Origin of the sequence: Paenibacillus sp. HB172176 (assembly GCF_011947265.1) — a bacterium.
In the GTDB taxonomy this organism is placed as follows: domain Bacteria; phylum Bacillota; class Bacilli; order Paenibacillales; family Paenibacillaceae; genus Pristimantibacillus.
Genome location: NZ_JAATHD010000026.1, coordinates 45,155 through 62,230 on the forward strand (window position 1 = coordinate 45,155; position 17,076 = coordinate 62,230).

A 17,076-nucleotide genomic window follows, 5' to 3' on the forward strand; every position below is an offset into this window, starting at 1 on the left:
ATCACTCCCTATACGAATAAAATAATTCCTCCCGTTATCGGAACAATAACCATTGCGGCTTTCAGAAAACGGACCGGGGCGCGTTTCGTAAACTTCGCCCCGACATAAGAACCAAGCATGATGCTTCCAGCCACCTGCACGAGCAAGGGCAGATCAACCAATCCCAGCCCCAGAAAGCCCATTCCTCCGCCTAACGCAATCGGCACGATAATCATCATCGTCGTTCCCGCCGCCCGCGTCATCGACAATCCAAGCAGCGCCATCAGTCCAATCTGGATGAACGGCGTCGAACCGATGCCGAATATTCCGGACATAACGCCGGTTACGAGTCCGATGCCAATAGCCGCAGCCCAGAAGCCGGTTCCATCGGCAAAGGGAGCTCGAATCGAACCCGATTTGCTGCGAGCGGCCATACTCATGCGCAGCCATAGGGCTAAACCGGACAAAATCAGCATCGTCGCCGTCAACCAGCTAAGATTTCCTTCGGGAACATGAACGGAGATCAAGGAGCCCGTCCATGCCCCCGCCCCTCCGGCTATTCCCGCCGCCAGCCCCGCTCCCCGCTGCACATTGCCTTCCCGGTAGTGACTAACAGCCCCGGAGATAGAGGAAAGCAACATAGCAAGCAAAGCTGTTCCGAGCACAACATGAATGCCGTAACCGAACACCGTTGTCAGTATGGCGATAATAAAGCCCGAGCCGCCGGCTCCGACGAAGCCGAGCAGCAGCCCGATCGCGAACATCAGAAGCACAATCTCTACGATCATGATGCGTAATCTCCTTATCCTTTATGCTATCTCTCATTAAAACATAGATTTATTATGATTAATAATGCATTATAAATATAATACTCATAACAAATAGTAATCATAAAACAGTCAATGAATAAGAGAGGAATCATCGCGATGGAATGGCAGCAAATTCAGTATTTTCAAGCGGCAGCCGAGCTGCAGCATATGACGAAAGCGGCTGAGCGGCTGTCGATATCCCAGCCTGCGCTGAGCAGGTCGATAGGTAAGTTGGAGGAAGAGCTTGGCGTACCTTTGTTCGACAGACAAGGAAGATCGATTGTCTTGAATGCGTTCGGCCGCAGCTTTCATGGTCATGCATCCCGAATTATGCAGGAAATGGAGGAGGCCAGGCGCGATATCGAAGCGATGAAGGATCCTCAGCGGGGCGAAATTTCTCTCTCCTTTCTCAAATCGCTTGGCATCCGCTTTGTTCCAAATATGGCGGAGAGATTCTTGAATCGTTATCCCCATGTCGATTTCAAGTTTTACCAAAGCTCCACTTCCATGATGCTTCAACAATTGAAGGACGGCGAAATTGACTTCTGCCTCTCCTCAATGACCAACACTCCGCCCGAAATTCAGTGGATGCCGCTATGGAACGAAGAGATGTTCATTGTTGTGCATCCCGAGCATCCTTTGGCAACGAGAGACAGCGATTCGGTCTCGCTCACTGAGCTGATCGATCAGAAGTTTATCGCTTTAAGACCGGGTTATGGCAGCCGCGCCATATTCGACGAAATGCTTGGCTCCATAGGCGAGACGCCTAAGATAGCCTTCGAGAGCGACGAGGTCGTAAGCTTGCTTGGATTCGTATCGGCGAATCTCGGCATAGCGCTGCTGCCGCGAATATCGGGGTTGAATATGGAGGGGGTCGCAACCTTGTCCATCTCCGACTATTCGTGCAATCGGGTCATCGGACTCGCTTGGCGCAAGGACAAATATTATCCTCCGATTGCCGCAGCGTTCAAGAAATTTCTGATTGAGGAATACAAGCAAGAAGCGGATTAAATACAGCGCTGATTATCAGCGTTGCAGAGCTGGACGCGCTTCACGGACAGACTATACTGGATGCCAATCATTGTGGTAAAGCAAAGCCCGCAAGCTGCAACAGATGCAGCCTGCGGGCCTTCTCGAAGATGTATTCGTTTTTTATTGATTTAACCTAACCTTATCGTTGTATCCCTTCCTTACTTCTTGAAGCTCTTCAAGAAATCAACGGCCAATTGAATATCCTTCTCGGGGTTCGTGCCAACCTCGCGCTCAATGGTTAGATAGCCCTTGTACCCGATATCGTTCAACGCCTTCAGGTAATTGTTCCAATCCACCTTGCCCTCGCCAAGCGGCACCTCGCGGAACGCAGCGCCGGTTTCGGCCATCTCCGCGATCTTGTCGTGATCGAGTCCCTTCTCGTAGCCATAGAAGCCGTAGACGTCGCGCGGATCTACGAAGTCGGCCAGCTTGATGCCGTCCTTCGCATGGGTATGAACGATATAGTCCTTCAAGGTATAGACGCCCTGCACCGGATCGTCGCCCGTTACCATCACCATGTTCGCCGGGTCGAAGTTGACGGATACGCCGTTCGTTCCCAGGCTGTCCAGAAATTCCTTGAGGTGAGCCGATCTCTCGGGGCCCGTCTCGATGGCGAAAAACGCGTTCATCGTGGAAGCGTAACGGCTAAGCTCCTCGCAAGCCTTGTGCATCGTCTCGTACACCTTGCTGTTCTTGTCGTCCGGCACGATGCCGATATGGGTCGTGACGATATTCGTACCCAAATCCATGCCGAGCTCCATAATCCGCTTCGACTTCTCGATCTTCTCCGCATTCTGCGCGGGATCCTGAAAGCCATGTCCGCCCAGATCGCCGACAAGCGCGGAAATTTCAAGCCCAATCCCGTCGAGCTCCTTCTTCCATTCCCGTCTGGCCGCAGCTGTCAGATTGGCCGGATCCATCTCGCCGGACACTGCGTATACCTGCACGCCGTCTGCGCCGGCTTGCTTCGCCTTCTTGAGGCCTTCGCGAACGCCGACCTTATAGCTGTCCACGATGACGCCGATCTTGTTCGTCACGATTGGTTTGGTCAAATTCAACACTCCTCGCATTATTCATTGGCCATCCTTATCAGCCCAGTTCATCCCAAAGCTTCTTCACGTAGTTGAAGCCGAAGGTCGTGCCCTTGCGGCATTCCTCCATACCTTCGAATTCGATCGAGATATACCCATCATAGCCGCTTTCCTTCACAAGCTTCAACACCTGCGGCATATCGATATCGCCTTGTCCGACGATGGCACCGCGCAGAAAGTTCCCTCCGGTTGACCGGAACCAGCCTTCGCCGGGATTGCGGTACGACGGACGGACATAGAAGTCCTTCACATGCACCATCGACGCGAGGGGGATGTTGTTCACCACCGCCGACACCGGATTTTCGTCCGCGCACAGGAAATTGCCGACATCGAGCGTCGTGCGGAAGTTCTCGCGGTCAACTGCCTTGACAAGCGCTTGAACCCGATCGCTGTGCTGCAGGAAGAAGCCGTGATTCTCCACGCTTGTTATAATACCCTTCTCCGCAGCGTAATCCGCCACGCTTCTGCAGGCTTCCACAAGACGCGGCAGCTCATTCAAGAAATTCGTAATCGACAGATCCTTGGAGGACGCGACATCATGGCGCATTCTCTTAATGCCGAGGGCCGCGCAATGATCCACCTCGCGCTTCACTCTCTTGATTTCCTGAGCCATTGCCGTATCATCCAAACCGGCGAAGTTCGCGCCAATCGCGTAGTTGGACAGTGCAATGCCGCCCGAGGCGGCATGTTCCTTGATCTCCTCAATAAGTGACGGAGTGTCGTCAAAATTAAAGCCCAGCGGCACAATCTCCGCATGCTCGGCTCCGATGCTTGCGATGAAATCGATCACATCCGGCACGGTCATTTCGCCGGCGCTGAAGGCTTGATGCAGACTGTATGTGCTGATGCCAAGCTTCATAGCAGCACCTCCTTGCCGCTTGCCGCTGATTCGTAAATGCCGCAGAGCATCTTCATAATCTCCAGGCCGTCCTCAACCGGACTAAGCGGTTTTGTGCCATTTTGCACATTCGCAACAAAGTGGTCAATCTCATTCTGGAACGCGCTGACGAAGTCGAAGCCTGCATGATTTGTCTGAGGGAAGGAATTGACAATCGTATTGTTCTTCTCCGTAACCAGCACCGCCTCCGGATCGATCTCGAGTCCGCCCTTCTCACCGTACAAGCGAACGAAGTTCTCCTCCTTCTTCGCATGAAGCGTGAAGCTGACGTCAACCAGCAAGGATGCCCCGTTCTCGAAGCGAATCATCGCGTTCGCCATATCCTCCACCGTGTTCTTGGAAGCGTCATAATCCGCCGCCCGATAGAACGTCAAATTTTCGATATTGGAGCGGTTGCCCAGCTTGCGATACGTATTGGCGCTGACGGATACCGGCTTCGGACGTCCCATCATATACCAGCAGAGGTCGATGACATGAACGCCGATATCAATCAGCGGTCCGCCGCCTGAACGTTCGATATCGGAAAACCAGCCGCCGGGATTGCCAAGCCGTCTGATCGTTGTTGCTTTCGCATAATAAATATCGCCAAGCTCGCCATCGGCGATAAGCGTACGGAACCACTGCGCATTCGGATCATACCGGCGCACGAAGCCGACCTGAAGAATTTTGCCCGAAGCCTCGACCGCCTTCTGCACTTCGAGCGCTTCCTCCACCGTGCGGCACAGCGGCTTCTCGACCAGCACATGCTTGCCTGCCTGCACAGCCGCGATACTGATTTCCGCGTGGGTGTTGTTCCAGGTGCAGATGCTCACCGCGTCAATCGCCGGATCCGCGAGCAGCTCCTTGTAATCCGTATAGACCTTCTCCGCGCCGTATTTCTCGGCGACCGTCTTCGCGCGCTCCTCGTTCAAGTCGCATACCGCGTAGATGACGGCATTTTCATTGCTTTTATACGCATTCAAGTGGGAAGCAGAAATCGAGCCGGTACCAATAACGCCGATTTGTACGGATTTCATCGTCTATCTCTCCTTGTCCTGTTCACAATGTCTCAAGCATAGATTTGGAAGAATGGTGTTCTTTAAACTCTATACACTTTCGTATTATAATGAATTCAGAGCCAAAAACCATGCAAACACGTGCGGTTTATTTGTACAATCGTGCTGTGAGCGGAAACGGAGTCAGCTATGACTACTCATTTCGAATCGCTTCGCGAGCCCATGAACATGCCCGATCCCTCATTTCCGATCAAAGCGAATCTTTCCCGCTTCGATTCTTCGAGATCGTTGCTGTTCCCGCATCACTGGCATTCCCATCTCGAATTTCTCTATATTGCCTCCGGAGAGGCCATTATTGAATGCGGATCAACGCCTTACCGCGCAGCCCCCGGCGACCTCGTGGTCATTAACAGCAACGAGCTGCATTACGGCGTCAACTGCTCGTCCGAGCTGCAATACTATGTGATGATAACGGACACATCGTTGCTTCACAGTCAGTTCGCCGACGCAGCGGAGACCAAATTTATCGCGCCGATTACGCAGAATCGTCTGCTGTTCCGCAATTTGATACGCGACGATGAAGTGATCAGCAGCTGCGTGCTGTCCCTTGTGAAGGAGCTCTCCGAGCGTTCCTTCGGCTTCGAAATGGCCGTGAAGTCGGAGCTGTATCGACTGCTCACGCTTCTGCTAAGAGGTCATGTAGCGACCGTGCTCTCCAATGACGAGCATCACGAGCGAATGAAGAATATCGAACGTTTCGAGCCCGTGCTTCACTATATCGATACGAATTTCGGCAGCGCGCTTACCGTCGATAAGCTGGCGGACATCGCCGGACTGTCCCGCTTCCATTTCAGCAGGCTGTTCAAGGACTTGACCGGGAGGACGGTGACCGAATATATTACGTCGACGCGCCTGGATAAAGCGGAAGCTATGCTGCTTCATTCGCCGCTGACCGTGACGGAGATTGCAGCCGCCACCGGCTTCAGCGACATCTATTATTTCAGCCGCACCTTCAAGAAGCATAAGAAAACGGCCCCCTCAAGCTTGAGGAGACCGCGGCCGTAATTGCCTATCTATTCGGCAAACCCTTATCTATTTATTGCGCGTTATAGAATTTGTCCAGCTCTCTGACGACCTCGGACAGCTTGCCGTCAATAAGCGTCTGTCTCTGAGGCTTATCGAAGAGAGCGGCGATTTCCTCCGGAAAGGATTGATCGATTCCGCAAAGCTTGATCGCTTCATCGAATTTCGCGGGATGCGCCGTCGCCAGGGAGATCGTCACTTCCCCTTCCCCGCTGCATTTCTCCGTTGCCGCAACACCGCATGCGGAATGCGGATCAAGCAGATAGTTGAATTTCGCCTGATATTCCGAGATGGTGTCGAGACATTCCTGGCCGTCTACGCCATGCGAAGCAAAATCCGCCTGAACCTGCTCGAGCTTCTCGTGCGGAATGACAATCTCGCCCTCCGTCTTGAACTGCTCCATCAAGCTTGCGACCAGCTCCGAATTCTCATCCAGCACATAATACAAATATCGCTCGAAATTGCTTGCAACCTGAATGTCCATGGACGGGCTGTATGTCGCTTTGAATTCGCCGGGCATATAGACGCCGTCGTGTATGAATTTCTCCAATATATTATTCTCGTTCGTAGCCAGAATGAGCTTATTCACCGGCAAGCCCATGCGCTTCGCGAGATAGCCGGCGAAGATATCGCCGAAGTTGCCCGTCGGCACGCTGAAATTCACGGCGCCAAGCTCGCCCTCATGCTGCTTCGCCGCTTGAAAGTAGGAATAGAAATAATAGACCGTTTGCGCCAGAATGCGCACGAAATTAATCGAGTTGATCGCGGCCAGATGATTGCTTGATTTGTAATCCAAATCGGCGAACAGCTCTTTGATCATGCGCTGACAGTCGTCGAAATTGCCTTCAACGGACAAATTAAGCACATTATCGTCCTCGACCGTCGTCATCTGCAGCTCCTGCACCTTGCTAACCTTGCCGTTCGGATGCAGAATGCAGATCTTGATGCCTTCCTTGCCTCTTACGCCCTGAATGGCTGAAGCTCCCGTATCTCCCGAGGTAGCCCCAAGTATATGAATCTTCTTATGCTGCTTCTTCGCCACGTAAGAATAAAATTGCCCCATGAATTGCAGCGCGATATCCTTGAACGCGAACGTCGGTCCGTGGAACAGCTCCAGCAAATATAATTCATTCGTAATCTTGCGAACCGGCGTAACCTCAGGATCTCGGAAGGAGGAGTAGCTTGCCGCCACCATATCCTTCAGCTCGGCTTCGGGAATTTCTCCATTGGTGAAATACGCGAAAATCTCCAGGACCAGCTCCTGATAGCCCAGATTCCGCCAATTGTCAAGCGTCTCTTTGGAAAGCGCCGGAATCTCACTCGGCACAAGCAAGCCTCCGTCATCCGCAAGGCCCATCATAAACGCGTCGATAAATCCGATTTTGCCGATTTTCCCTCTTGTACTGATGTACTCCATTTCCCTACCTCCTACATGCCATTCGCCGATAATGGAGAATGGAATTGCTCTCCTATGCATTTTATCACCGATTGCGCGGAAAATCGAATATGGATTTTCTAATCAGCCTAGAACAGCTCGAGCTGCTCAACATCCGGCGGCTCATCGTCAGCACGGCCGACCTTCGGCTCTTCGCCGTCCGGACGCTTCAGCCCAAGCAGCCGCATCAATTGCTTCGCATTGTCCGCGGCGTCTCCGCCCGAATTATTGTTGAAGATGACGCTGACCGTGCCGCTCAGCCGCTCCAATTGCGTCAGCTTGTCCGCCCACTCGCGAAGCTCGTCCTCCGAATAGCGGTAGAGATAACGAACCTCGCGCCAATTCGGCTTGCCGCCGGAATTCCAGCCGCTCTCGTTGCGGCCATGCATGCGCACGATTGTCGCTTCCTTATCCGTAGGCGCAAGCACCGTCGGCACCGAGCCGACGCCGGCTTGCGGCTCATCGCATATGCTGTGAATCCAGCCCTCCTTCTGCATGAAGGCGAGTGTTTTCTCCCGCATGCCGCCTTCGAACCAGCTTTGATGCCGGAACTCGAGCGCGCAAGGAAAGCCGCTCATTCTCCGCTTCATCTCGCGAAGCAGCAACACATTCCCGCTAGTGCAGTCGAACCAGGGCGGATATTGGAACAAAGCTGCGGTTAATCGTCCCGCTTCCCTGGCCGGCTCCAGCATCCGGCAGAACGCCGCCGTCATCGCGTCCAGCTCCTGATCGCCAGGCGCGTCGCCTCGCTGATGTCCGGTCATGCCTTGATAGGCTTTTACGACAAAGTGAAGCGTGTCCGGCGTGCTCCCCACCCAAGCGGCGAAGCGCTCCTGCGACTGAATGGCGTAGAATGTGCTGTCCACCTCCACCGTTCTGAAATGCTCCGCGTATACCTTGAGCTTGTCGCCAGCCTTCGTCCCCCGGGGATACAACGAATCATGATCGCCCCATCCCGCAAGCCCGATATGAATCGTCATTCCTGACGCCCCCCAGTCCTTTCGAGTTGATAGGATTCCGATTCCTGTCCGAATCTTTTTTTCATTATAAGCTTTATTCGAAAAAATGTCTTTGTTATGATGATGGGAGTACATTCCTCAGACAGGAGATTGGAGCTACTCTTATGCCGCTTCCCGAGCTTGGCGAGGCGCAAATTCGCCAACTGGCCGAGGCCGATATCGGCAAGGCTGCCCTATTATTCACAACGCCTCTTTGCGGCACCTGCAAGGTGGCCGAGCGAATGCTGGAGGTTGCAGGCGCCGCAGGGGTCGATTATCCGTTATACAAAGTCAATATCAACTTCGCCCCGCACTTCCGGGTGCTTTGGCAAATTTCGAGCGTACCAAGCCTCGTCGTGCTGAAGAACGGCTCTATACTCGCCAAGGAGAACGCGATGCGCTCAGTCGATCATCTCTATCGCCTGCTCAAGGATTAAAGCTGCGTTCGGTCGATCAGCTCTTTCGCCTTCTCAAGGAATTAGAGCTGCGCTTGCTAAAACGCTAAAAGCCGCGGATTCGTTTCCACGGCTTTTTCCGTCTGTGCAAGCTTATAATCCTGCGATGATTTCATAGGAACGAAGACGCGCTTTATGCTCGTAAATATGAGCCGCAACCATAATTTCATCCGCGTCCGTCGCATTGATATATTGCTCGAGCGCCTTCTTCACCGTCGCCGGACTCCCCGCGATGGACGAGCCGAGCTGCTGCTGCATCGCAACCTTCTCCTGCGGCGTCCAGATTTGATCCATGTCGCTCACCGGCGGCGGCAGCGGAGCCCTCTGGTTCCGGATGAAGCTCAGGAACAGCTGCTGCATGGAGGTAGACAGATAAGCGGCTTCCTCATCGGTATCGGCTGCGACCACATTGACCGCAACGAGCCCATAAGGCTTATCCAGCACATGCGATGGCTTGAAGCTCTCGCGATACAGCCGCATTGCCGGTACCGTGAACGCAGGCGAGAAGTGGCCCGCGAAGCCGAACGGCAAGCCGAGCTCGCCCGCGAGCCTCGCGCTGAAATCGCTGGAGCCGAGCAGCCAGATCGGAAGCTCCGCGCCTTCGCCCGGTATAGCCCGAACGGGCATTGCCGACTCCGCATGCGACGGATCGATATAGGCTCGCAATTGCTCCAATTGCTCGGGAAAATTGCCGCCATTGGTTCCGCGAACGCCTCTTAGCGCCGAGGCGGTAAGCTGATCCGTTCCGGGAGCTCTGCCCAAGCCCAGATCGATGCGTCCCGGATAGAGCGCCTCCAGCGTTCCGAACTGCTCGGCAATGACGAGCGGCGCATGATTCGGCAGCATAACGCCGCCGGAGCCGACCCGAATGGTCGAGGTTCCTCCTGCTACATGTCCGATAACAATGGAGGTCGCCGAGCTGGCAATGCTTGGCGCGTTATGATGCTCCGCCAGCCAGTAGCGGTTATACTTCCATTTCTCCGCATGCCGGGCGAGATCCAGCGTGTTGCGAAGCGAATCGGCCACCGTTCCGCCCTGCACGATCGGCGCAACATCAAGTACAGAGAATGGAATGTCGAATGCCGAATGAAGCTTGTTCGGCTGCTTCTGCGGGAGAAGCTTCTCTTGGGTCTGCGGCTTCGCCTCTTTTTCTTGCAGGGCTGTAACGTCAGTTCGTTGATCCATCTTTTGAACGTAATCCGTCATAATATCACCTTCATTTCATTATTGCTTACTGTAATTATATATTATACAGTTTAACCCTGTTGAATTTCAAACTTCACTCCGATTGTCTAGGAAAACAACTGACGGCGTCCTGGTCAAAGGTAATCAGCGCAAACGCGCGGAACGCTGCTCCGCTGGCGGCTACAACGTTGTTCACCAACGCTGCAGAGTCGAAAGTTGCTCCGCTGGCAACTACAACGCCGGTCAACAACGCTGCAGAGTCGAAAACTGCTCCGCTGGCGGCTGCAACTTTGGTAAAAGGAGTTGACATAGGACGCTTATACTATAAGAAAGCCATGGTTTTTCACAAAAAAAGAGGCAAAAACAACCGCCTCTCTTGAGGTTGTCCTTGCCTCCGCATTATGATCCTTCGATTAGTACCCAATTGCAGCCATTTCACCAACTACTTGATTTTAACCTGAACCTTCAAATCCGCGGCATTGCGCTTTCCTTCCAAATAAGCCGGCATGTCCTCTAGCGTCAGCACTCTGGATACCAGCGATTCGACGTCGATTCTCCCTGACTGCACCCACTGAAAAGCCGGCACAAAAGAATGATTGATCGCCATCGAGCCAATCAGCGTCCAGTCCTTATTGTAGAGCTGGAACGGATCTATCGTAACAACGGCGTCCTTCGGCGTCACTCCGAATTGCAAATATTTCGCGCCTCTTCCCATGAACGTGAATGCGGTTTCAATAACGGATGGAATTCCAGTCGAATCGACGACAATATCGAAGCCGTGCGGATTGCGTGCGCGCTCCTCCGACAGGTCTGCTTCCGTGCTTCTCACGCCTCGCGAGGCGCCTCTTGCCTTCGACATCTCGAGCTTTTCCTCCGATATATCCACAACGACAAGTTCGGATACTCCGGAGTGAATCAAGGTTTGAATGATCTGCTGACCCATGGCGCCTGCGCCGAACAGAACAGCCCTGTCTCCCGCTCTCACTTGCAATCGATTCATGGCGTGAACGACACATGCCACCGGCTCGATGAATGCCGCAGCCGCAAATGACATGCTGTCCGGTATGACTGTAATATTGGAAGCCGGAACTCGCACATATTCCGCCATGCTGCCATCGACCGTATTGCCCAGCGCCCCCCAATTCGTGCATTGATTCCCTTTACCTGTTTTGCAATACAAGCATTGTCCGCAAATTAATGTAGGATCGACAGTAACCCTGTCGCCTGGATTCAGTCCTGCTACGCCTTCGCCAATCGTATGGATAACGCCGGAGAATTCATGCCCGGGTATGATCGGATACGGGGATATGAATTCCCCTTTGTAAATATGAATGTCCGTGCCGCAAATTCCGACCTGGCAAACTTCAACAGTTACTTCGCCAAATCCTGGAGAAGGATAAGCAACCTCCTTGACTACAGCCTGGAATGGCGCTTCGATGACAAGTGCTTTCATCATGTTGTGTCTCCTCCATCATTCCTTCATGATAACGTTGCCATAGTCATTGTAGATCGTACCCTGCAGATCGTCAATAACTGGCAGTCAATCGCTCCTCTCTGTTCCTTCAAAAGAAATCGACTGCTTCATGACCTCAAGTTGCTGACGCTCGGCTTCTATCATGTAAATGAATACCTCATTAATCGTGTGCATGTCATGGAACGGCTCCAGAACGGGATACTCCAGATGCCCCTCCGCATCCTCGCTAATCTGCTCCCGCTGCGACCGCAGCTGCCGCAGCAGTTCCTCCTTTGATGGCGGCGAAGCGTTCCACTGATTCTGCATGGTGCCGTTCGGGAACATGGTGTGATAATAATCAGGCAGCCGCCAGGAGAAGCCGAGCTTCGGGAAGAACGAATGATCCCAACGGACGAGCAAATTTCCGACGAGCCATCGCAGGCTCTCTCCCGTAATCGGCGCAACCGCGTCTAGCTGATCTTCGCCCAAAGCTTCAAGAAACGCGATCGTCTCCTCTCTCAATTTCCAGAACTCGTATAATTTGCCCATAAGGAGCCCTCCTTAGCTTTTTCCGTTATACTATAATCAATGAATACACGTATCCACACGAATCTACGCTGCATAGGTTGAACGAATGGTTACTGAGCGTCGCTGCATTTTTCCGTTCAACTTATAGCTGCAGCTATAGTTTTCCCAAAAGGAGACCAACATGATCCACTTTTTAACGCTTCCTATCACAATGACGCAAGTGCAGCGAATCTGCGGTTCGGATAACGCGCGTCGAGGGGCCGCATATCTGCACCAGGGCAGCGTTGTATTGGAGCCGCTTAGCGAAGAGCCCCTTCTCTTCAGGGCAAGGGTTCATACCGAGAATCAAACCTACGAGGTGCGCGTGCATTTGGGACATAACGGCCGCGCGGAGGCGGAATGCTCCTGTCTGGCGTTCTATGCGGACGAGCTCTACTGCAAGCATACGGCTGCCGCGCTGCTGGCGAAGATGCAATCGGATGAGCAGGCAGATAAGGCCAAGACTCCGACAACTTCTTCCCCAGGCAAAATATATCTTAGCAGTCTCTCCGACCGTGAGGTCGTCGACGATCTTCTTGGTTTATTCCGTCATGCGCCAAAAAGATCAGGCGGCACGGGCGTCGTTCGAGACCGCAGGGATATGCTCTCTGCGGAATTTACCTGCCAGCTCTTTCCCTTCGGGAACGGCCGACATTTGATTGGTGTTTCGCTGAAGACAGGGCTCGATCGTCTATGCATCGCGCATCATCTTCCTGATTTTCTGGATGCCGTTCAGCTTGGACAGGAATTTCCGTTCACGAAGACGTATGTCTATCAGCCTGATCGGCAGCGCTTCTCGGCAGAGGATTATGCCGTCATTCAGCGGCTGGCCGCGATTCGCTCGGAGGATTTGCTGTATAAGGAGCCGGCTTCGGGCAAGAAGCCGACAACCCCAGGCAGGCTTGGGAACGAGCGCATGCTCATTATTCCCCCCCATGCTTGGGAACAGCTGCTGCATGAGCTCCTTGCCGCTCGGACCGTCAAGGTTGACGCGTTTCATAGCCTGCGCATGAAGGCCGCCGACGCCGTTTCTTTTGGCAAGCCGGAGCTCGCGGGAAGCGGCGAGCTGCTTCCGCTGCATTTCTCTCTCGCATCGGCTGAGGACGGCGAAGGCTGCGAGTTGTCCGCGGGAGGCATGCACGAGGTTATCGTGCTGGCTGACTACGGCATGGCGTTCCGAGCGGGGCGCTTCTATCGCATGAACAGTCCGGAGCTGCATCGGCTCGCCAAGCTGAAGGAGCTGCTATTGTCCCACGAGCGCGAATCCGGCGATGCGGGCCGTCTTGGCATCGCTCCCGAGCAGATTGAATCTTTTATGGAAAATGTCGTTCCCGGCTTAATGAGACTGGGGGATGTCCGCATCTCGGAGGAAGTGTCGAAGCGGATTATGTACCAGCCGCTGAAAGCGCGGCTCTATCTCGACCGCATCCGCGGCAAGCTGCTTGCAGGCCTGGAATTTCAGTACGGCGATATTATGATCAATCCGCTGGAAGGCACAGACAAGCCTCGAGGAACCGAGCGCATTCTGATGAGGGACGGAGAGGGCGAACGGTATATTCTGTCGCTGATGGAGAGGGACAGCTACGCCAAGACGGAGGGCGGCTATATTATTGAAGGGGACGACGACGAATATGAATTTCTTCGGGAAATCGTTCCTCAGCTCGAGGAGGTTCTGACGGTCTACGCGACATCGGCGGTGAAGCTGCGCATCGCGAACGACATCATCCCGCCTAAGGTGTCGATTAAGTGGGACGAGCGGACGGACTGGCTGGAGTTCAAATTCGAGCTGAACGGCATTCCCGAGAAGGAGATCAAGGCAGTCATTGCAGCTATTGAGGAGAAAAAGCCGTACTACAAGCTGGCAACAGGCGCGCTGATGCCGCTGGAGACGGATGCGTTCCAGGCTGTGCTTCGCGTGATGAACGGGATGGGGCTGCACCAACTCGCCTTGCACGGCGATACGGTCAAGCTCCCGCTCGGCCGGGCTCTTGGCTTGCTGGATACGCCGCTGAAGCCGGGCATCATCAAGCTGGATCGTGGGCTGAAGGATTTGCTCGATGCCGTGCGCAATCCGGAGAGCATGGATTTCCCGATTCCCGCGAGGCTGCGTGGCGTACTCCGGGATTATCAACGACTAGGCTACCAGTGGCTGAAGACGATGGCGCATTACGGCTTCGGCGGCATTCTGGCCGATGAGATGGGACTGGGCAAAACGCTGCAAAGCATCGCCTTCCTGTTGTCCGTTCAACCGGCGATTCGCGAGCTTGGCATGCCCGCGCTGATTGTAGCCCCCGCCTCCCTGATGTACAACTGGAAGGGGGAGTTTGCCCGCTTTGCGCCCGAGCTAGAGGTTGTAATCGCCGATGGCAGCAAGGAAGAGCGCGAAGAACTGCTCGATTGGTCCCTGAAGGAATTAAGCGACGGCTCGCTCTTGCAGAGACTGCCCGATGTGATCATCACCTCGTATCCGCTGCTTCGCAGAGATGGAGAGCAATACGCGGCTCGGCAGTTCCACACGCTGATTCTGGACGAGGCGCAATATTTCAAAAATGCGGAGACGCAAACCGCCCGCGCGGTTCGTTCGCTTCGAGCAAAGCAGCGATTCGCTCTGACCGGCACTCCGATTGAGAACCGGCTGGAGGAGCTCTGGTCTATTTTCCGCGCTGTATTCCCAAATTTGCTACCAGACCGCAGGGAGTTCGCGGAGCTCACGAAAGAGACGATCGCGAAGCACATCAGGCCGTTCATGCTCCGCCGCTTGAAGTCGGATGTCGTGAAGGAGCTGCCGGAGAAAATCGAGACCGTGCACAGCTCCGAGCTTGTGCATGAGCAGAAGAAGCTGTATGCAGCTTATCTAGCCAAACTGCAGCAAGATACGCTGAAGCATCTGGACAAGGACGAGCTTGGAAGGTCGCGGATTAAAATTTTGGCCGGCATTACGCGGCTCCGCCAGCTTTGTTGCCATCCAGGATTATTCGTTGAAGGCTACAAGGGCAGCTCGGGCAAATTCGAGCAGCTGATGGAACTGATTGAAGAGTGCCGCAGCTCGGGCAAGCGTATGCTGATCTTCTCGCAGTTCACGGAGATGCTGGGCCTTATTCGCCGCGAGCTTGGTTATCTGGGTATATCGCATTTCTACCTTGACGGCAGCACGCCTTCCCAGGAGCGCGTTCGCATGTGCGATCGGTTCAATGACGGGGAGCACGATTTGTTCCTGCTGTCTCTGAAAGCCGGCGGAACCGGATTGAATTTGACGGGAGCCGACACCGTCGTGCTCTATGATCTGTGGTGGAACCCCGCTGTCGAGCAGCAAGCGGCCGACCGCGCGCATCGAATCGGGCAGCGGAAGGTCGTGCAGATCATTCGCTTAGTCGCGAAGGGTACGGTCGAGGAGAAGATGGTTGCGCTGCAGGAGCGCAAGAAGAATCTGATCGACGAGATGCTGGATTCGGGCAGCGGCGGCGCCGCAGCTTCGCTTACCGAGGAGGAGCTGCGCGAGATCCTGTCGCTGTAGTGGTTGCGGGCGGGGGCTGGAGACTGGGGGGCCGCTCGGTCAGCTTCTGCGGTCTCCAAGTCGACTTTTTCGACTTGCTGCGCTCACTCGGCCGTTTCTGCGCTCCCCAAGTCGACTTTTTCGACTTGCTGCGACCCCTCGGCCGCTTCTGCGCTCTCCAAGTCGATTTCTTCGACTTGCAGCTCTCGCTCGGCCGATTCTGCGCTCCCCAAGTCGATTTCTTCGACTTGCAGCGACCCTACGGCCACTTTCGCGCTCTCCAAGTCGACTTTTTCGACTTGCAGCACCCCCACGGCGGCTTTCGCACTCTCCAAGTCGATTTCTTCGACTTGCGGCTCTCACTCCGCCGCTTCCGCACGCCCCAAGTCGACTTTTTCGACTTGCAGCTCTCACTCGGCCGCTTCCGCACGCCCCAAGTCGACTTTTTCGACTTGCAGTCCTCACTCGGCCGCTTTCGCGCTCCCCAAGTCGACTTTTTCGACTTGCAGCGCCCACTTGGCCGCTTTCGCGCTCCCCAAGTCGACTTTCCCGACTTACAGAGCCCCCTCGGCCGCTTTCGCACTCCCCAAGTCGATTTCTTCGACTTTCAGTCCTCTCTGTGCCGCTCCACGCTTCCCGTCCTACTCCAGCATCGCTGTTCCATCCGCTCGCGTCAAACCTGCCTGTTGGCCAATGCACCAACTCCATGAGCATCTTCACTCATCTGTACGCATCTGCATTCATCGCTGAAGCTTAAGGAATGAAAGCCTTATATCGCTCCGGCTTATAACCATCGAGCTCTGCCATCAGGGCTTGCAGAGCCTCGCCGCTTTCTCTGAGCTCATCCATCTGCCTGTTGGCGACGACGGCTCCCCGCTTCAGAATAATGGCTCGATCGATGAGCTGCTCGATTTCATCAATGAGATGTGTCGTGATGAGCAGCGTCTCCCCGCCCTTCAAGCTTGCAATCATCAGCTTGAGAAAGTCCTTTCTGGCGAACATATCTTTGCCGAGAAACGGCTCATCCATCAGAATGAGCGTAGCTCCTTTCGAAAAGCCTGCGCAAATCTCCACCTTCGAGCGCTCTCCCTTCGACATGCGCCGAATGCGCGTGTACGGATCAAGCTCAAAGAAGTCAAGCAACTGTTCGAAGCGAGCCCGGTCAAAGCGAGGAAAGTACTCGCCCAGAAAGGTGGCGAACTCGCTTGGGGTCATGAAAGAAAAGGAGCTTCCTTCCTCCGTGATGAATGCGATATTCTCGTATTGATCCACAACTCGTCTGCCGCCCAATTTAATTTCGCCTTCCGCAAGCTCTCCGAGTCCCGCTATCGCCTTCAACATCGTCGTCTTGCCGCTGCCGTTCGCGCCGAGCACCCCGACGACCTCGCCTTCCTCGATAGTCAAGCGGTCGATCGAGAGTCCAACCTTTCTTCCGTAAAGCTTATGCACGCCATTCAGCTCCAGCATGAGATTCAACCTCCTCCACCTGCGTCCTGCCTTTTTACAAGCTCATACTACTTACTTTAATCAACAGACCACCCTGTCTCGCTTAGCCCAAACGCACGCTCTTGTAATTGCTCTGGCACTCTTGTCTACTCGAAAT

At 54.3% G+C, this 17,076-nt stretch carries 15 protein-coding genes; 4 read left to right on the forward strand and 11 right to left on the reverse strand.

From position 1 onward, the window contains the following. Positions 1-8: 8 nt before the first annotated feature. The gene (locus tag HFP08_RS24240) at positions 9-767 is read right to left on the reverse strand and encodes a sulfite exporter TauE/SafE family protein (protein WP_168123210.1); all 759 of its coding nucleotides are present in this window, start codon (positions 765-767) and stop codon (positions 9-11) included. Positions 768-905: 138 nt separating this feature from the next. Between HFP08_RS24240 and HFP08_RS24245 the strand changes: the two genes are divergently transcribed. Further along, a complete protein-coding gene (locus HFP08_RS24245) occupies positions 906-1,799 on the forward strand; it encodes a LysR family transcriptional regulator (RefSeq protein WP_168123211.1) in 894 nt (297 codons plus the stop codon). Positions 1,800-1,978: 179 nt separating this feature from the next. Here the strand turns inward: HFP08_RS24245 and HFP08_RS24250 are convergent, their stop codons facing one another. The 3 genes from HFP08_RS24250 to HFP08_RS24260 are packed head-to-tail and all read right to left on the reverse strand — an operon-like array spanning position 1,979 to position 4,825. Further along, positions 1,979-2,872, reverse strand: a complete 894-nt coding sequence (locus tag HFP08_RS24250) for a sugar phosphate isomerase/epimerase family protein (protein WP_168123212.1) — start codon at positions 2,870-2,872, stop codon at positions 1,979-1,981. Between the two features lie 37 nt (positions 2,873-2,909). Further along, on the reverse strand, positions 2,910-3,770 hold the full coding sequence (locus HFP08_RS24255) for a sugar phosphate isomerase/epimerase family protein (RefSeq protein WP_168123213.1): 861 nt from the start codon (positions 3,768-3,770) through the stop codon (positions 2,910-2,912). Continuing rightward, complete coding sequence (locus tag HFP08_RS24260) at positions 3,767-4,825, reverse strand: Gfo/Idh/MocA family protein (RefSeq protein WP_168123214.1); 1,059 nt, start codon at positions 4,823-4,825, stop codon at positions 3,767-3,769. The genes HFP08_RS24255 and HFP08_RS24260 overlap by 4 nt, the downstream gene beginning before the upstream one ends. 168 nt (positions 4,826-4,993) lie before the next feature. Here HFP08_RS24260 and HFP08_RS24265 point away from each other — a divergent pair, with 168 nt between their 5' ends. Further along, complete coding sequence (locus HFP08_RS24265; RefSeq protein WP_168123215.1) at positions 4,994-5,869, forward strand: AraC family transcriptional regulator; 876 nt, start codon at positions 4,994-4,996, stop codon at positions 5,867-5,869. A 31-nt stretch (positions 5,870-5,900) separates the two neighbouring features. Here HFP08_RS24265 and thrC read toward each other — a convergent pair whose 3' ends face one another. Together thrC and HFP08_RS24275 are read right to left on the reverse strand one after the other, a co-directional pair. After that, complete coding sequence (thrC, locus tag HFP08_RS24270) at positions 5,901-7,304, reverse strand: threonine synthase (RefSeq protein ID WP_168123216.1); 1,404 nt, start codon at positions 7,302-7,304, stop codon at positions 5,901-5,903. A 107-nt stretch (positions 7,305-7,411) separates the two neighbouring features. Further along, entirely contained in the window at positions 7,412-8,302 is an 891-nt protein-coding gene (locus tag HFP08_RS24275) for a DUF72 domain-containing protein (protein ID WP_168123217.1), read from the reverse strand. 143 nt (positions 8,303-8,445) lie between these two features. Here HFP08_RS24275 and HFP08_RS24280 point away from each other — a divergent pair, with 143 nt between their 5' ends. Next, complete coding sequence (locus HFP08_RS24280; protein ID WP_168123218.1) at positions 8,446-8,757, forward strand: thioredoxin family protein; 312 nt, start codon at positions 8,446-8,448, stop codon at positions 8,755-8,757. A 111-nt stretch (positions 8,758-8,868) separates the two neighbouring features. Here HFP08_RS24280 and HFP08_RS24285 read toward each other — a convergent pair whose 3' ends face one another. From HFP08_RS24285 to HFP08_RS24295, 3 genes are all read right to left on the reverse strand, one after another. Continuing rightward, a complete protein-coding gene (locus tag HFP08_RS24285) occupies positions 8,869-9,981 on the reverse strand; it encodes an LLM class flavin-dependent oxidoreductase (protein WP_240941821.1) in 1,113 nt (370 codons plus the stop codon). A gap of 421 nt (positions 9,982-10,402) precedes the next feature. After that, the gene (locus tag HFP08_RS24290; RefSeq protein WP_346768764.1) at positions 10,403-11,416 is read right to left on the reverse strand and encodes a zinc-dependent alcohol dehydrogenase family protein; all 1,014 of its coding nucleotides are present in this window, start codon (positions 11,414-11,416) and stop codon (positions 10,403-10,405) included. 84 nt (positions 11,417-11,500) lie between these two features. Next, positions 11,501-11,962: a DinB family protein gene (locus HFP08_RS24295; protein WP_168123219.1), complete on the reverse strand. Its 462-nt coding sequence runs from the start codon at positions 11,960-11,962 to the stop codon at positions 11,501-11,503. Positions 11,963-12,122: 160 nt separating this feature from the next. On the opposite strand from HFP08_RS24295, the gene HFP08_RS24300 reads away from it, so the two are divergent. Continuing rightward, the gene (locus HFP08_RS24300) at positions 12,123-15,494 is read left to right on the forward strand and encodes a DEAD/DEAH box helicase (protein ID WP_168123220.1); all 3,372 of its coding nucleotides are present in this window, start codon (positions 12,123-12,125) and stop codon (positions 15,492-15,494) included. 83 nt (positions 15,495-15,577) lie between these two features. On the opposite strand, the gene HFP08_RS24305 is transcribed toward HFP08_RS24300, so the two are convergent. Both HFP08_RS24305 and HFP08_RS24310 read right to left on the reverse strand, forming a co-directional pair. Then, positions 15,578-15,808, reverse strand: a complete 231-nt coding sequence (locus HFP08_RS24305; protein ID WP_168123221.1) for a hypothetical protein — start codon at positions 15,806-15,808, stop codon at positions 15,578-15,580. Between the two features lie 418 nt (positions 15,809-16,226). Next, on the reverse strand, positions 16,227-16,940 hold the full coding sequence (locus HFP08_RS24310) for an ATP-binding cassette domain-containing protein (RefSeq protein ID WP_168123222.1): 714 nt from the start codon (positions 16,938-16,940) through the stop codon (positions 16,227-16,229). Positions 16,941-17,076: the final 136 nt, after the last annotated feature.